10 protein-coding genes are annotated in these 14,094 nt (G+C 67.7%); 6 read left to right on the top strand and 4 right to left on the bottom strand.

Translation table 11 applies throughout. The features are described 5' to 3' along the window. Positions 1 to 149: 149 nt before the first annotated feature. Positions 150 to 884, bottom strand: a complete 735-nt coding sequence (locus tag ACCQ12_RS12905; protein ID WP_166751470.1) for an SIMPL domain-containing protein — start codon at positions 882 to 884, stop codon at positions 150 to 152. Positions 885 to 1,014: 130 nt separating this feature from the next. On the opposite strand from ACCQ12_RS12905, the gene ACCQ12_RS12900 reads away from it, so the two are divergent. The 3 genes from ACCQ12_RS12900 to ACCQ12_RS12890 all read left to right on the top strand — a co-directional run bounded on the left by ACCQ12_RS12900 (position 1,015) and on the right by ACCQ12_RS12890 (position 7,173). After that, positions 1,015 to 1,587: a Maf-like protein gene (locus ACCQ12_RS12900; protein WP_372381891.1), complete on the top strand. Its 573-nt coding sequence runs from the start codon at positions 1,015 to 1,017 to the stop codon at positions 1,585 to 1,587. Further along, the gene (gene rng / locus ACCQ12_RS12895; RefSeq protein WP_047695708.1) at positions 1,587 to 3,086 is read left to right on the top strand and encodes a ribonuclease G; all 1,500 of its coding nucleotides are present in this window, start codon (positions 1,587 to 1,589) and stop codon (positions 3,084 to 3,086) included. The genes ACCQ12_RS12900 and rng overlap by 1 nt, the downstream gene beginning before the upstream one ends. 169 nt (positions 3,087 to 3,255) lie before the next feature. Beyond that, the gene (locus ACCQ12_RS12890) at positions 3,256 to 7,173 is read left to right on the top strand and encodes a YhdP family protein (RefSeq protein ID WP_372381890.1); all 3,918 of its coding nucleotides are present in this window, start codon (positions 3,256 to 3,258) and stop codon (positions 7,171 to 7,173) included. 126 nt (positions 7,174 to 7,299) lie between these two features. Here ACCQ12_RS12890 and ACCQ12_RS12885 read toward each other — a convergent pair whose 3' ends face one another. Further along, positions 7,300 to 8,049 carry a DUF6065 family protein gene (locus ACCQ12_RS12885; RefSeq protein ID WP_372381889.1) on the bottom strand — a complete coding sequence of 250 codons (750 nt, stop codon included), beginning with the start codon at positions 8,047 to 8,049 and terminating at the stop codon, positions 7,300 to 7,302. A gap of 97 nt (positions 8,050 to 8,146) precedes the next feature. Between ACCQ12_RS12885 and tldD the strand changes: the two genes are divergently transcribed. After that, entirely contained in the window at positions 8,147 to 9,592 is a 1,446-nt protein-coding gene (gene tldD / locus ACCQ12_RS12880; protein ID WP_104580513.1) for a metalloprotease TldD, read from the top strand. Positions 9,593 to 9,761: 169 nt separating this feature from the next. Here the strand turns inward: tldD and yjgA are convergent, their stop codons facing one another. After that, on the bottom strand, positions 9,762 to 10,343 hold the full coding sequence (gene yjgA, locus ACCQ12_RS12875; RefSeq protein WP_039411756.1) for a ribosome biogenesis factor YjgA: 582 nt from the start codon (positions 10,341 to 10,343) through the stop codon (positions 9,762 to 9,764). A 199-nt stretch (positions 10,344 to 10,542) separates the two neighbouring features. Here yjgA and pmbA point away from each other — a divergent pair, with 199 nt between their 5' ends. Next, positions 10,543 to 11,910 carry a metalloprotease PmbA gene (pmbA, locus tag ACCQ12_RS12870; protein WP_372381888.1) on the top strand — a complete coding sequence of 456 codons (1,368 nt, stop codon included), beginning with the start codon at positions 10,543 to 10,545 and terminating at the stop codon, positions 11,908 to 11,910. 228 nt (positions 11,911 to 12,138) lie between these two features. Then, positions 12,139 to 12,528 (top strand): DUF4870 domain-containing protein, encoded by a 390-nt coding sequence (locus ACCQ12_RS12865; RefSeq protein WP_047695713.1) that lies wholly within the window; start codon positions 12,139 to 12,141, stop codon positions 12,526 to 12,528. A 69-nt stretch (positions 12,529 to 12,597) separates the two neighbouring features. Here ACCQ12_RS12865 and ACCQ12_RS12860 read toward each other — a convergent pair whose 3' ends face one another. After that, the gene (locus ACCQ12_RS12860; protein WP_355581569.1) at positions 12,598 to 13,695 is read right to left on the bottom strand and encodes a M35 family metalloendopeptidase; all 1,098 of its coding nucleotides are present in this window, start codon (positions 13,693 to 13,695) and stop codon (positions 12,598 to 12,600) included. Positions 13,696 to 14,094 lie beyond the last annotated feature (399 nt).

The raw sequence follows: 14,094 nt of genomic DNA, 5'->3' as shown, positions 1-14,094 counted from the left end.
TTACCCGCCTCAAAGTTTTAAGCGGCACTTGATTGGTGCCGGGCTGCCGCGTCGTTTCTCGCCCCACGTGATCCGTTCCGACACTCCACAAACGACACTGCCCTCCGAAGAGGGCAGCGAGGAACGGCGATTGGCGGGAGTCCGTTTTCTCAGCGACCGAGCTCGAATGTCACGTCCAGATTGATCGAGAGCGTGCTTTCGCCCGGGGCCACCGGGGTGTCCATTTCGGCCTTGGCCGAGCGCATCGAGGCGGCCATCATCATCGGGCGCACGCCGCCGCCACTGCGGCCTTCGGAAATGCTGACGATGCGGCGCACCTTCAGACCCAGCGATTTGGCGTAGGTCTCGGCGCGGGTCTGCGCCTTCTTCAGTGCGGCGACGCGGGCTTCGTCGTACACCGGTTCGGGTTGGTCGATCGAGAAGCTGGGGCCATTGATGTCGTTGGCGCCGTGAGCGACCAGGGCGTCGAGCACCTTGCCGAGCTTGGCGATGTCGCGGACCTTGAGGCTGACCGTGTTGCTGGCCTGGTAGCCGTTGATCTTGGGCGCCTCATTCTCCTTGTAGGTGTATTGCGGGCTCAGGTTGATGCCGCTGGTCTGCACGTCCTTGTCGGCGATGCCGGCCGCCTTCACGGCGCTCATGACCTTGCTCATCTGCTCGGCGTTCTGGCGCATGGCGGCGTTGCCGTCGGCGGCCTGGGTGACAACGCCGGCGGACAGCGTGGCGATGTCCGGCACGCGCTTGGCCTCGGCCTCGGCCGACACGTTGAGCAGGGTGCCGTCGTTGGGAATGGTGTAGCTCGGGGCAGTCTGGGCGTGGGCGGTCATGGCGGTTCCGGCGGCGATGGACAGGGCCAGCAACAACGGCTTGAGGGTGGTACGCATGGGATCTCCTTGTCTGTGGCAAGAGCGTGTTGGGAGGTCGATGAATATGTTGTGAGCCGGACGCCACCGCGCAGCGCGGACGCGAGTGCCGAGTCAGCGGGCGGGCACGGGCAACAGGTATGCTGGGCGGATGCTCTATCTCGCCTCGCGCTCGCCGCGCCGACAAGAACTCCTGCAACGCCTGGAGGTACCGTTCCAGACACTGGAACTGGACGTGCCCGAGCTGCGCGCGCCGGACGAATCGCCCGAACACTACGTGCAGCGCGTCGCGCTGGACAAGGCGCGCGCCGGGCTTGCGCAGGTGCGCGCGCGCGACCCCGACGCCATCGTGCTGGGCTCCGACACCGAGGTGGTGTTGGGCGATCGGGTATTCGGCAAGCCGGTCGATGGCGACGATGCGATCGCGATGCTGCGCGTGCTGTCCGGGCGCACCCACCAGGTACTCACGGCGGTGGCTCTAGTCTGCACGCAGCGGGCGCCGGCGCAGGCCGTGGTGGTGTCGGAGGTGACCTTCGACACGCTCGATGACGCGCAGATCGCTGCCTACGTAGCCTGTGGCGAGCCGATGGGCAAGGCCGGCGCGTATGCGATCCAGGGGCGCGCGGAGCGTTTCATTCGTCACCTGTCCGGAAGCTATTCCGGCGTGATGGGATTGCCGCTGTATCACACCTCGCAGTTGCTCACAGCCTTCGGAGCGCATTGATGTCGGAAGAGATCTTGGTCAACGTCACCCCGCGCGAAACCCGCGTGGCGGTGATCGAGAACGGCATGCTGCAGGAGCTGCATATCGAGCGCGGTTGGCGTCGGGGCGTGGTGGGCAACATCTACAAGGGCAAGGTGCAGCGGGTGATGCCGGGCATGCAGGCCGCGTTCGTCGAGGTGGGGCTGGAGCGCGCCGCGTTCCTGCACGCCAACGACGTGGTGCGCCCGGCACCGGCGCCGGCCAGTGTGGTCGATACCGAAGAAACCCCGATCCCGCCGCCGCCGCCCGCCGCGGTGCCGATCGTGGAGCTGCTGCGCGACGGTCAGGACATCGTGGTGCAGGTGGTCAAGGACCCGATCGGCACCAAGGGCGCGCGGCTGACCACGCAGATCAGCATTCCTTCGCGCTATCTGGTGCTGCTGCCGCAGTCCAAGGTCGTCGGAGTGTCGGCTCGGATCGAGGACGAGGCCGAACGGCTGCGCCTGAAGACCATCGTCAGCGAGGTCTCGGCCCAGCACGGCGGGTTCGGCTACATCATCCGCACCAACGCCGAGGGCCAGCCGGCCGAAGCGTTGGCCGAGGACATCGCGTATCTGTCGCGGGTGTGGAACGTGGTCGAGCGGCGCGGTCGCGAAGCGCCGTCGTGCAGCATCATCTATGAAGACCTGAGCCTGCCGCTGCGTGCGGTGCGCGATTTGATCCGGCGCGACGTGGAGAAGGTCAAGGTCGATTCCAACGAGACCTTCGCGCAGCTGCAGGCGTTCGTGGCCAAATACATGCCGGTGCTGGCCGAGCGGCTGGAGCTGTATACCGGCGACCGGCCGATCTTCGACCTGTACGGGGTCGAGGACGAGATCGGGCGTGCGTTGAACAAGCAGGTGCCGCTCAAGTCCGGCGGCTATCTGGTGATCGACCAGACCGAAGCGATGACCACCATCGACGTCAACACCGGCTCGTTCGTGGGGCAGCGCAATCTGGAAGAAACCGTGTTCCGCACCAATCTGGAGGCGGCGCAGGCGGTGGCGCGGCAGCTGCGGCTGCGCAACCTGGGCGGCATCATCATCATCGACTTCATCGACATGGACGACCCGGAGCACCGCCGCCAGGTGCTGCGCACGCTGGAGAAGGCGCTGGCGCGCGACCATGCCAAGACCACCGTGTACGAGTTTTCGCCGTTGGGCCTGGTGGAGATGACCCGCAAGCGCACCGTGGAAAGCCTGGAGCGTCAGCTTTCGGAAACCTGCGGCCAGTGCGGCGGGCGCGGCACCATCAAGACCGCCGAAACGGTGACCTACGAGATCTTCCGCGAAATCACCCGCGCCGTGCGCCAGTTCGACGCCGCGCGGTTGCTGGTAATCGCCTCGTCCAAGGTGGTCGCGCGCATCACCGACGAGGAATCGGCGGCCGTAGCCGAGCTGGAAGAGTTCCTCGGCAAGAGCATCCGCTTCCAGTCCGATGACCAGTACCTGCAGGAGCAGTTCGATGTGGTGTTGCTGTGAATCCGGGAATCGGGAATCGGGAGTGGGGAATCGGCTTGAAGCAACAGCCGCCCCACGTCACGTCTGCCATCCCTTCAGCGCCAATGCGCGATCAGACGGCTAAGCGTTCGTACGCCAGCGCTGGTGCTCTTACGATTCCCCATTCCCTAGTCCCCATTCCTCGCCGTTAATGCCCACCCCGCTGCGCCGCCGTCTGCGACTGTTCCGCCGTTATGCGATCACTGCCGTTGCGCTGGTGGTGGTGGCGGTCGCGTTGTTGGTGGGCGCGGCCAGTCAGGCGTTGCCGCTGGCCGAGGAGCATCCGCAGCAGATTGCCGCGTGGCTGAGCCAGCGGGCCGGGCAACAGATCGCCTTCGATCATCTCGATACCGAGTGGACCCGGCGCGGGCCGTTGCTGCGGCTGGACGGCCTGCGGATCGGCCCGCACGGCGAGGTGCGGGTGGGGCAGGCCGAGATTCTGCTGGCCATGTATGCGGGCCTGCTGCCCGGGCAGTCGCTGACCGAAGTGCGGCTGCGCGGGCTGGCGCTGACCCTGCAGCGCAGTGACGACGGCGTGTGGTCGGTGCAGGGCCTGCCGAGCGCCCGACGCTCCGATCCGCTGGAGGCCCTGCGCCGGCTGGGCGAGATCCAGCTGACCGAAGCGCGCCTGCGCGTCGCCGCGCCCTCGATCGGCCTGGACACCACCCTGCCACGCATCGACCTGCGCCTGCGCGTCAATGGCTCGACCGTCCGGGTCGGCAGCCGGAACTGGATCGATCTCAAGCGCGCGCCGCTGACCGGCGTGCTGGCGTTCGACCGCGACAGCGGCGATGGCAGCGTCTATGCGCAGGCCGCCCCGGCCGATCTGGCTGCCTGGACGTCGCTGCTCACCCTCGGTGGCCTGCGGGTGGAAGGCGGTAGCGGACGCGTGCAGGCCTGGGCGCAGTTGCGCGCGCGCCGGATCACCGGCGTCACCGTGGATGCGGACCTCACCCAGCTGGCGCTGTCCGGCGCACCGCTGGCGGAGGAGACCGCGCGCCGCACGCTGCATTGGGAGCGGCTGCAGGCACGCGCGCGCTGGCAGACCATCGATGGCGGCTGGCGACTGGATGCGCCCCGGTTGCGGCTGGGTCAGGCCGGCACCGTGCAGCAGCTGGACGGGCTGAGCATCGCCGGTGGGCGCCGCTATGCGGTGGCTGTCGGCAAGGCGGATGTCTCCGGCCTGATCGCCGCAGCCGCGCTGAGCGACCGGTTGTCGCCCGCACTACGGCGCTGGCTGACCTTGTCCAAACCGCAACTGCGGGTGGCCGATGTGCAGATCGCCGGCGAGCAGGGCGGGCCGGTGCGCGCGCAGGGGCAGATCGAAGAGCTCGGGTTTCTGCCGGTGGGCAATTCGCCCGGCATCAGCGGCCTGCGCGGCCGCGTCGACGGCGATGCGCAAGGCGGCGAGCTGGACACCGCGCCCGATGCCACGGTGCGCTTCGACTGGCCTACCGGCTTTGGCGTGGTGCACGAGATCCAGTTGGCCGGCAAGATCGTCGGCTGGCGCGACGGCGCAGGCTGGCAGGTGGCCACGCCCGCGCTGCGCGTGCAGGCCAGGGAGTACGGCGCCAACGTGCGCGGCGGCTTGTGGTTCCAGAACGACGGCAGCCGCCCACGCATGCAGCTGGCCGCGCAGCTGGACGATGTCGCCCTGCCGGTGGCGCGCAAGTTCTGGATCCGCTCCAAGATGAGCAAGGCCGCCATCGACTGGCTGGACATGGCCGTGGCCGGTGGTGTCGTCACCGGCGGTACCGGCCTGGTCAGCGGCGATCTGGACGAGTGGCCGTTCGACAACAACGACGGGCGCTTCGAGGCGTTTGGGCACATCCGCGATGGCGTGATCCGCTTCCAGCCGGACTGGCCGGCGATGGAACAGGTGCAGGCCGACCTGCGCTTCGTCGCCAACGGATTCTCCCTGCAGGGCAGCGGCGATCTGGCCGGCACCCCGATCAGGCAACTGGAGGCCGGCATCCCCAGCTTCACCACCTCCGAGCTGTACGTGCGCGCCTCCACCCAGGCCGATGCCGCGCAGCTGTTGGGCATGCTGCGCAAGAGCCCGTTGGAGCGCCGCTATGGCGACACCTTGCGCAATCTCACGGTGTCCGGCCCGGCGGCGGTGAGCTTCGATCTGCTGCGGCCGTTACGCACCCACGGGGTGGGCGGTCACCTGCAGGGCACGGTGGCACTGCAGGGCGCCAGGCTGGCCGACGCGCGCTGGAACCTGGCCTTCGACCAGGTCAGTGGCCAGGCCGAGTATCGCGACAGCGGCTTTGCGGCCGAGCAGTTGAGCGTGCAGCACCAGGGCCGCAGCGGCACGCTGGCGCTGCGCGCCGGTGGCTTCGTACAAGACCCCGGGCAGGCGTTCGAGGCGCGGCTGGGTGCCACCCTGGATGCCAAGGAGTTGTTCGACCGCGCACCGCAGATGGAGTGGCTGCGCCCCTACGTGCATGGCAGCGCGCCATGGCAGGTGGGGGTGGATGTGCCACTGCCGACGCCCGGCCAGCTGGATGCGCAGGCCATGCTGACGCTGCGGTCCGAGCTGGTGGGCACCACCCTGGACCTGCCCGCGCCGCTGGACAAACCCGCCGCCCGGCCGCTGGATACCCAGGTCAAGGTGGCGTTGCCGGTGGGCGATGGCGATATCGATGTGGCGTTCGGCAAGCTGGTGGCGCTCAAGGCCAGCAGTCACGGCGAGCAGACCGGCGTGCGCGTGGTGATGGGCACCGACACGGTGAGCGAGCGCCCGCCTGCGAACGGGTTGGTGGTGACCGGCCGCACCGCCTCGCTGGATGCGATCGACTGGATCAGCCTGGCGCGCGGCAGCAGCGCTGCGGACATGCCGCCGCTGCCGGGCCAACCGGCCACGCCCAAAAAAGATGCCGTCCCCCTGCAGCAGGTCGACGTGCAGGCAGACAGGTTGCTGATGATCGGCGGCGTGTTTCCGCAGACGCGGCTGCGGTTGCGGCCGACCCGCGATGCAGTGGCGGTGACGCTGGATGGCCCCTCGCTTGCCGGCCAGCTGACCGTGCCCAATGCCGACGGTGGCACCGTGCAGGGCAAGCTCGGCACCGTGCGCTGGCAGCCGGTGGCCGAGGCCCCCGAGCCTGCGGCGCCGGAGCCCGGCGATCCGCTGGCCGGTGCCTTGCCCGAGCCGGCGCGACGGGCGGTGGCCGAGTTCGACCCGGTGTCGATCCCGCCGCTGGCGCTGGATATCGACGACCTGCGCGTGGGCAAGATGACCTTCGGCGCGGCCACCCTGCGCAGCAGCCGGCTCACCGATGGCATGCAGGTGGACCAGCTGCAGCTGCGCTCGGAGGACCAGAGCATCGGCCTGACCGGCGCCTGGCGCGGCAAGGGCGAGGCGGCCAGCACGCGGCTGTCGGCGCGGGTGGACAGCCGCAATCTCGGCAATCTGTTGCAGAACCTCACCCTGGGCGGCCAGCTGCGCGGGGGCGAGGGCCAGCTGGAACTCAATGCCGGCTGGCAGGGCTCGCCGACCGGCTTTGCGCTCGGCTCGCTGGACGGCAACCTCAAGGTCGATGTCCGCAATGGCCAGCTGCTGGAAGTGGAGCCGGGCGCCGGGCGCGTGCTGGGCCTGCTCAGCGTGGCGCAGCTGCCGCGCCGGCTGATGTTCGACTTCCGCGATTTCTTCTCCAAGGGGCTGGCCTTCAATACGCTGGACGGCGAGGTGCGCTTTGGCGAAGGCTTCGCGCGCACCGACGCCATCCGCATCGCCGGCCCGGCGGCGGATATCGCCATCCGTGGGCAGACCGACCTGCGCGCGCAGACCTTCGACCAGACCGTGGACGTCAACCCCAAGGCCGGCAATCTGCTGACCGTGGTCGGCGCCGTGGCTGGCGGCCCGGTCGGCGCGGCGGTGGGCGCGGCCGCCAACGCGGTGCTCGGCAAACCGCTGGGTGCGATCGGTGCCAAGACCTACCACGTCACCGGCCCGTGGAAGGACCCGCAGGTAGATGTGGTCGAACGCGACGTGCGCGAGCGTGCGCCGGGCAAACCGGCTGCGCCAACGGCAACCCCAGGCACCCCCGGTCGGTCGCCACGCTGACGCCCTCGATTGCGTCAGCGTCAGCGGGGATCGGTGCTGATTGGTCTCAGGCTCTCAATCCGTGCGCCGATCGAATGCAGCACGCGCGCCAGCCGGCAAGCCGTGCATGCCGACGCTTTGCCGCATTCATTCGGCAGGGCTGTCGTTGTCGGCGCGCGTGAACATCGGCAGGCGCAGCCGCGAGCGGTGCCCAGGCGCCGGCGGTCGCCCAGGCGCGGGCACGCCCAGAAAGTAGCCGCGTTGCCATTTTTCACGCGCCGCCGCCGATTGCGCATCCGGCAGTGCATCCAGAAAGCGCGTGCGGCTGTGGGTCCAGTCGGCATGTTGCTGCGCCAGCTGCGGCGCTTCGGAAAGCGGCTTCCATTGCGGCTGCACCTGCTCGATCAACTGCCGCTGCAGCGGGAACAGATGGCAGAACGGCTCGCCCGCCTCGAAACGCACCCGCCCCGGCCGGGTGAAGCGCCAGTTCATGGTGAAGGTGTGCGGGCTCCAGTCGGTTTCCACCAGCCCGCTCAACGCGCCGATGCCGTCCTTGGGTCGGTTCAACGGGCCGGTGACGAACAGGTCGATGCCGGTGTCGGTGCGGAACAGGCAGGGCACATGGAAGGTCAGCACGCCATAACCGAAGTGGCTGATCGCCGGCGCGACCGTCTCTGGATCAGCGTTGATGGTGATTGCCGCCAGCGCGTCGCCGCCGTCCCAATCGGCGTCGAAACCCGACTGGCACAGCAGCTCCCAACCATGCGCATTGGCGATCGCCAGCGGCAGGCAACGGTAGGCGTAGCGCTGGTCGGTGGCATCCATCCACGCGCGCTCATGCGGGGCGGGGCGGATGTCCAGCGTGTGGCCGTCCAGAACGTGGGCGATGAGCTTCATGCGCGGGCGATCGATAAGAGCTGGCGGCGATGATAGCGGCGCCGCATGTTCAGCCGAACGACTTGTCTCCCCGGCGCGCGGGCCCCATCCTGACCGCATGACCGATCACGCACTCACTCTGGCCGAAACCCGGCTGCTGCTTCCTTCCGGCCTGGATGCCGGCCATCTCGACCGCACCTTCGGCGCCCTGCTGGGCCCGGGCATCGACTTCGGCGATCTGTATTTCCAGCATTCGCGGCGCGAGAGCTGGAGCGTGGAAGACGGCATCGTCAAGGACGGTGCACATTCCATCGAACAGGGCGTGGGCGTGCGCGCCATCGCCGGCGAAAAGACCGGGTTTGCGTATTCCGACGACATCCAGCGCGAGACCTTGCTGGAAGCGGCGCAGTCGGCCCGTGCGATCTCGCGCGACGGCGGTGCGCAGTCCACGCGCGCGCTGGTGCGTGGCAATGGCCGGGCGTTGTACCCGGCCACCGATCCCATCGACGACATGGACAGCGCCACCAAGGTGGAGCTGCTACGCCGCATCGACCAGTACCTGCGCGCTGCCGACCCGCGCGTCAAGCAGGTGATGGTGAGCCTGTCCGGCGGCGTGGACACGGTGTTGATCGCCCGCAGCGATGGCGTGCTGGCCGCCGACGTGCGCCCGCTGGTACGCCTGAACGTGCAGGTGATCGTCGAGCACAACGGCCGCCGCGAATCCGGTTATTCCGGAGGCGGTGGCCGGTATGGCTACGCCGAGCTGTTTGCCGAGGGCCGCCCGGAAGGGTTTGCGCGCGAAGCGCTGCGCCAGGCGCTGGTCAACCTGGAGGCGATACCGGCGCCGGCCGGCGTGATGCCGGTGGTGCTCGGCCCCGGCTGGCCCGGCGTGCTGCTGCACGAGGCAGTGGGCCACGGGCTGGAAGGCGACTTCAATCGCAAGGGCACCAGCGTCTACGCCGGCCGCATCGGCGAGCGCGTGGCGTCGCCGGGCGTGACCATCGTCGACGACGGCACCCTGGACGGACGCCGCGGCTCGCTCAATATCGACGACGAAGGCACCCCGACCCAGTGCACCACGCTGATCGAAGACGGCGTGCTGGTGGGCTACATGCAGGACAGCCACAACGCGCGCCTGATGGGCGTGGCGCCCACCGGCAATGGCCGCCGCGAATCGTTCGCGCACCTGACCATGCCGCGCATGACCAACACCTACATGCGCGCCGGCCAGCACGACCCGGAAGAGATGATCCGCTCGGTCAAGAAGGGCATCTACGCCGTGAACTTCGGCGGCGGCCAGGTCGACATCACCAGCGGCAAGTACGTGTTCTCGGCCACCGAGGCCTACCTGATCGAAGACGGCAAGGTCACCGCGCCGGTCAAGGGCGCCACCCTGATCGGCAACGGCCCGGAGACCATGCAGAAGGTGCGCATGATCGGCAATGATCTGGCGCTGGACGAAGGCGTGGGCGTGTGCGGCAAGGACGGGCAGAGCGTGCCGGTCGGCGTCGGCCAGCCATCGTTGTTGATCGACGGCATCACGGTTGGCGGGACGCAGGCCTGAGATGCGGGGATTCGGGAATCGGGATTCGGGATTCGCAACGGCAGGAGCGCAGAGCAGTGCGTCGGGCCTTTGCGGTTTGCCGGTTCAGCAGACGGGAATCGGGAATCGGGATTCGGGAGTGGCAACGGCCGGGATGGTCGTTGCCTCGATTGATGGATCGGACAGCTCCTTATTCGTCGCCTTCCGACGCCGATTCGTCGTCGTCCAATCCCGAATCCCCACTCTCCAATCCCTGCTCTTGAGACAGCTCGCGCAGCACCTGGAACAGTTCGCGATACGCACGCGGTGGTTTGTTCTTGGCGCGTTCGTGGATCGCGTTGCGCACCAGCTGGCGCAGCTGCTGGCGGTCGGCGGCCGGGTAGGCTTCCAGCAGTTCGGCCAGCGCGACGTCGCCTTCGGCGAGCAGGCGCTCGCGCCAACGCTCGACCCGGTGGATCGCGGCCACCTCGCGGCGCGCGGTGTCGCTGTTGGCGTCCAGCGCATCGCGGATCGCGGCCAGGGTTTCGTCGTCCTCGCGGCGCATGTGCTTGGCCAGAAACGCCAGCTGTCGCTTGTGCGCGATGTGTGAGGTGATGCGCTTGCTCTCTTCGATATGCGGGATCAGCGACTCGGGCACCGGCAGCTTGGCCAGCTGCGCCGGGGTCAGCGCCACCAGCTTTTCGCCCAGGTCGAAGATTTCCAGCGCCTCGCGCCGTTGCTGGCTGCGGCTGGCGCCGCGGAATTCACCGGTCTCTTCATCACGTCCGCGCATTGCCACTACATCCCGAAACTTGGTTAGTTGACTTTCCGGCCACGAACGGCCGGACTCCGGCGGAAGACTCCGCAGCAAATTCAGACACTCCGGCCACGGATGGCCGAGCTTTCGCGGACGGATCCGCATCCAAATTCAGACAGTCCGACCATGGATGGTCGGGCTTTCGCGGACGGATCCGCATCCAAAGGATAAAGCATTGAACGCACTCTCCTCCGAAACCCGTGTCGCCGACGACAGCCTGCAGCGTCTGGACGCATTGACCGATATCTCGCAGCGCCTGCTCGAGCGCGCCCGTGCAGCCGGCGCCACCCAGGCCGAAGTGAGCTGTAGCGAGGAGCGCGGCCTGGACGTCAACGTACGCCTGGGCGAGGTGGAAACGGTCGAATCCACCCGCGACCGCGGCATTGCAGTGACCGTCTACTTCGGCAAGCGCAAGGGCAGTGCCAGCACCGCCGACCTGCAGGAGTCCAGCCTGGAAGCCACCGTCGCGCAGGCCTGTGCCATCGCGCGCTACACCGAAGACGACGTGGCCGCCGGCCTGGCCGATCCGGAGCTGATGGCGCGCGAGTTCCCCGACCTCGACAGCTGGCACCCGTGGGCGCTGGACGCCGACACAGCGGTGGATCTGGCCCTGGCCTGCGAGAGCGCCGGGCGTGAGGCGGACGCGCGCATCAGCAATTCCGACGGCGCCTCGGCCAGCACCGGGCTCAGCCTGTCGGTCTACGCCAACTCGCATGGGTTCATCGGACGCGAACGCGGCACCCATCATTCGATCAGCTGCGCGTTGATTGCCGGGCAGGGCGACGGCATGCAGCGTGACGGCTGGTACAGCAGTGCCCTGGCGCGCGAGGACCTCGAAGCGCCGGAGGCCATTGGCCGCCACGCTGCCGAGCGCACCCTGGCGCGCCTGCAGCCGCGCTCCCTGCCTACCGGGCAGTTGCCGGTACTGTTCGCGCCGGAAGTGGCGCGTTCGCTGGTCGGCCATCTGCTCGGTGCAGTGTCCGGTGGCGCGCTGTATCGCCGCGCCAGCTTCCTGCTCGACAGCGTCGGCACCAAGTTGTTTCCGGACTGGTTCAACATCGAAGAACTGCCGCATCTGCGCCGCGGGCTGCGTTCGGCCGCGTTCGATGGCGAAGGCGTGGCCACGCGGCGCTCGGCGCTGATCACCGACGGCGTGCTGCAGCGCTACGTGCTGGGCAGCTATTCGGCCCGCAAGCTGGGGCTGCAGACCACCGCCAACGCCGGCGGGGTGCACAACCTGCAGGTCAGCGCCAACGCGGGCGATCTGGCATCGATGGTTGCCGGCATGTCGCGCGGCCTGCTGGTCACCGAACTGATGGGCAACGGCGTCAACCCCGTGACCGGCGATTATTCGCGCGGCGCCGGCGGTTTCTGGATCGAGAACGGCGCCATCGCCTATCCGGTGGACGGGCTGACCATCGCCGGCAACCTGCGCGACATGTTCGCCGGTATCGAAGCGGTGGGTAGCGATGTCGACCCGCGCTCACACGTCAAGATCGGCTCGGTGCTGATCAACCGCATGACCGTGGCCGGCGATAGCTGAGCTAGGCGTTCGTTTGCTGGGTCAATGCGCCGCCTGCGCTCGGGCGCAGTGACGCATGAATCATGCAGGCGCCTGTCTCGCCATGTGGTGGGTGGGGACGTCGGGTCCGGGTGGTGCGCGCTGCACGGACCGGACCTGGCTGCCGTGAGAGACCATGTCTTCCCGCACTGGTGGCTGGCTGAATCGTTGTTATAGTCCGCCGCACCACAATCATGTTCGGGGAGACATATGAGCGAATTCGACACCCACGCCGCACCGCCGCCACCGCCGATCGGTACCAGCACGCCGTCCGAAGAACGCACCCTGGCGCTGGCCGCGCATCTGCTCGGCATCCTGACGTCCTTTATCGGCGCGTTGGTGATCTGGCTGATCAGCAAGGACGCCAGCCCGTCCAAGCCGTTCGCCACCGACCAGGCCAAGGAAGCGTTGAACTTCCAGATCACCGTGATCATTGCCTATGTCCTGGCGGTGATCCTGACCATCGTCTCGTTCGGCATCCTGTTCTTCGTGCCGACGCTGGTCTGGGTGGCCAACCTGGTGTTCTGCATCCTGGCCGCGGTCAAGGCCAACAACGGCGAGCATTACCGTTACCCGTTCGCGCTGCGCCTGATCAAGTAATCGACGCGGCGGTAAACACAAAGGCCCGGCAGCGATGCCGGGCCTTTGTCGTTTCAGGCGATGGCGCGATCAGTTCTGCGCCGGGGTGTTTTCGGCGAAGTACTCGTGGCTGTCGGCATTGGTGATCGCCTGGGCCGGGTTGCTTTGGGCCAGGCTACGTGCGCCAGACTGGCCATAGACGCGGTCCTGGGTACCGGCCACCACGGTGAAGTGGCTGGTCTCGTGCACCAGCGTGCCCGCCTTGGAGTCGGTGCCGGTGGTGGACGCGCTCCAGAACGCGTTGCAGACATGGATCTCGTACGGCTGGTTCGGATACACGTAGGCGAAGGCGTCCGCCAGATCCGCTTCGCAGCTGCAGTTGATCGTCAGCTGGCCGTTGTTCTGGTCCAGCGCGTTGTCGATGTTGACGAAGTTGGAGCTGACCCGGCTGTAGCGCGAGGCGTTGTAGGCGCCGAACCAGGTGGTGTAACGCGCGCCGGTGCTGCCGGCATTGAGGTAGTTGCGCGAGTTCTGCGAGTAGTTGCGCGCGGCAGTGACCGCACTGGCGGCCTGGTTGGTGCGGGTGGTGCTGCAGTTGAGGTAGTTGATGCCGTTGACCACGGCGGTCGGGCCGACTGCGAGCTGCCGCTGCACGCCGCGGCGTGCGCCGTCCAGCCACACGGTGAGCGGGGTGCTGGTGGCCACCGCGGGCAGGCCGTTGGCGGCTTTCATCAGGCTGCCGTCGGACAGCGAGGCGTACTGCAGGGTGGAGCGCACCTGGATGGTGTAGTTGCCGCTGGTGGACAGGTCGTAGGCGCCGGCCAGATCGACTTCGCCCTTCACGCTCTGGCCCGGCTGCAGGATGGTGAAGTCGGCCGCCTTGGGCAGGCCGCGCTTGACCAGGCGCCCGGTGTAGTCCACTGGCGTGCCATCGCGGCTCACTTCCAGAATGCCGTTGTCCAGCGACTTCAGCGGCAGCTGATAGGTCGGCACGCGTGCGATCTGGCTGCCGTTGTTGGTGACGGTGACGGCGATCTTGCCTTGATGACGGCCAGCCTGATCGGCCACTGGCGACAGTTCGATGGTCAACGGAACCGGGCCGCGCACGGACTGCGCCTGCGCCGAACCGAGCACGCCAACAACGGCGAGCGTGCCTGCTGCAAACGATGCGAGAAAAACATTTTTCACCAGTGACTCTCCTTGGTCGGGGGATGCCTGCGAGTGCAGGCCAGCCAAACCTAGGTAGCGCGAGCGGGCGCGACAAGTCGTTCAATTAACGATATTTCTGATGACAGATAATCCGGAAGTACGATCAAATCACTGCCGATGTCGATAATTCAGGAATAAATCGTGATGCCCGTCGCTTCTTGACGATGGGCGTGTGTCAGCGGCTGACACAAACCGCAGTTATGAAAGTTTCATTTTGTGACCTTCTTCTCCGGTCGCTCGATCGCCCTCACGGCTGCAACCGTGCGCTGGCGCACGGAGTGCGCAGATTGGGTCGCTTTCGTCAGTGCGGGCCGATCAGAACGGCTGCCAGCGGGATGCCGGAAGCCGGCGAGGTGCGAGTGGGCCGCCCGCTTCGGC

It is taken from the genome of Xanthomonas sp. NCPPB 1068 (assembly GCF_041479385.2).
Classification (GTDB): Bacteria; Pseudomonadota; Gammaproteobacteria; order Xanthomonadales; family Xanthomonadaceae; genus Xanthomonas; species Xanthomonas cannabis.
This window is presented reverse-complemented; position numbering and strand designations above follow the sequence as displayed.

Bases quoted from the DNA above. Each gene is read 5' to 3' on its own strand.
- ACCQ12_RS12890 (WP_372381890.1), top strand. From the start codon at position 3,256: ATGCCCACCCCGCTGCGCCGCCGTCTGCGACTGTTCCGCCGTTATGCG.
- ACCQ12_RS12865 (WP_047695713.1), top strand. From the start codon at position 12,139: ATGAGCGAATTCGACACCCACGCCGCACCGCCGCCACCGCCGATCGGT.
- ACCQ12_RS12885 (WP_372381889.1), bottom strand. From the start codon at position 8,049: ATGAAGCTCATCGCCCACGTTCTGGACGGCCACACGCTGGACATCCGC.
- rng (WP_047695708.1), top strand. From the start codon at position 1,587: ATGTCGGAAGAGATCTTGGTCAACGTCACCCCGCGCGAAACCCGCGTG.
- tldD (WP_104580513.1), top strand. From the start codon at position 8,147: ATGACCGATCACGCACTCACTCTGGCCGAAACCCGGCTGCTGCTTCCT.
- yjgA (WP_039411756.1), bottom strand. From the start codon at position 10,343: ATGCGCGGACGTGATGAAGAGACCGGTGAATTCCGCGGCGCCAGCCGC.
- ACCQ12_RS12905 (WP_166751470.1), bottom strand. From the start codon at position 884: ATGCGTACCACCCTCAAGCCGTTGTTGCTGGCCCTGTCCATCGCCGCC.
- ACCQ12_RS12900 (WP_372381891.1), top strand. From the start codon at position 1,015: ATGCTCTATCTCGCCTCGCGCTCGCCGCGCCGACAAGAACTCCTGCAA.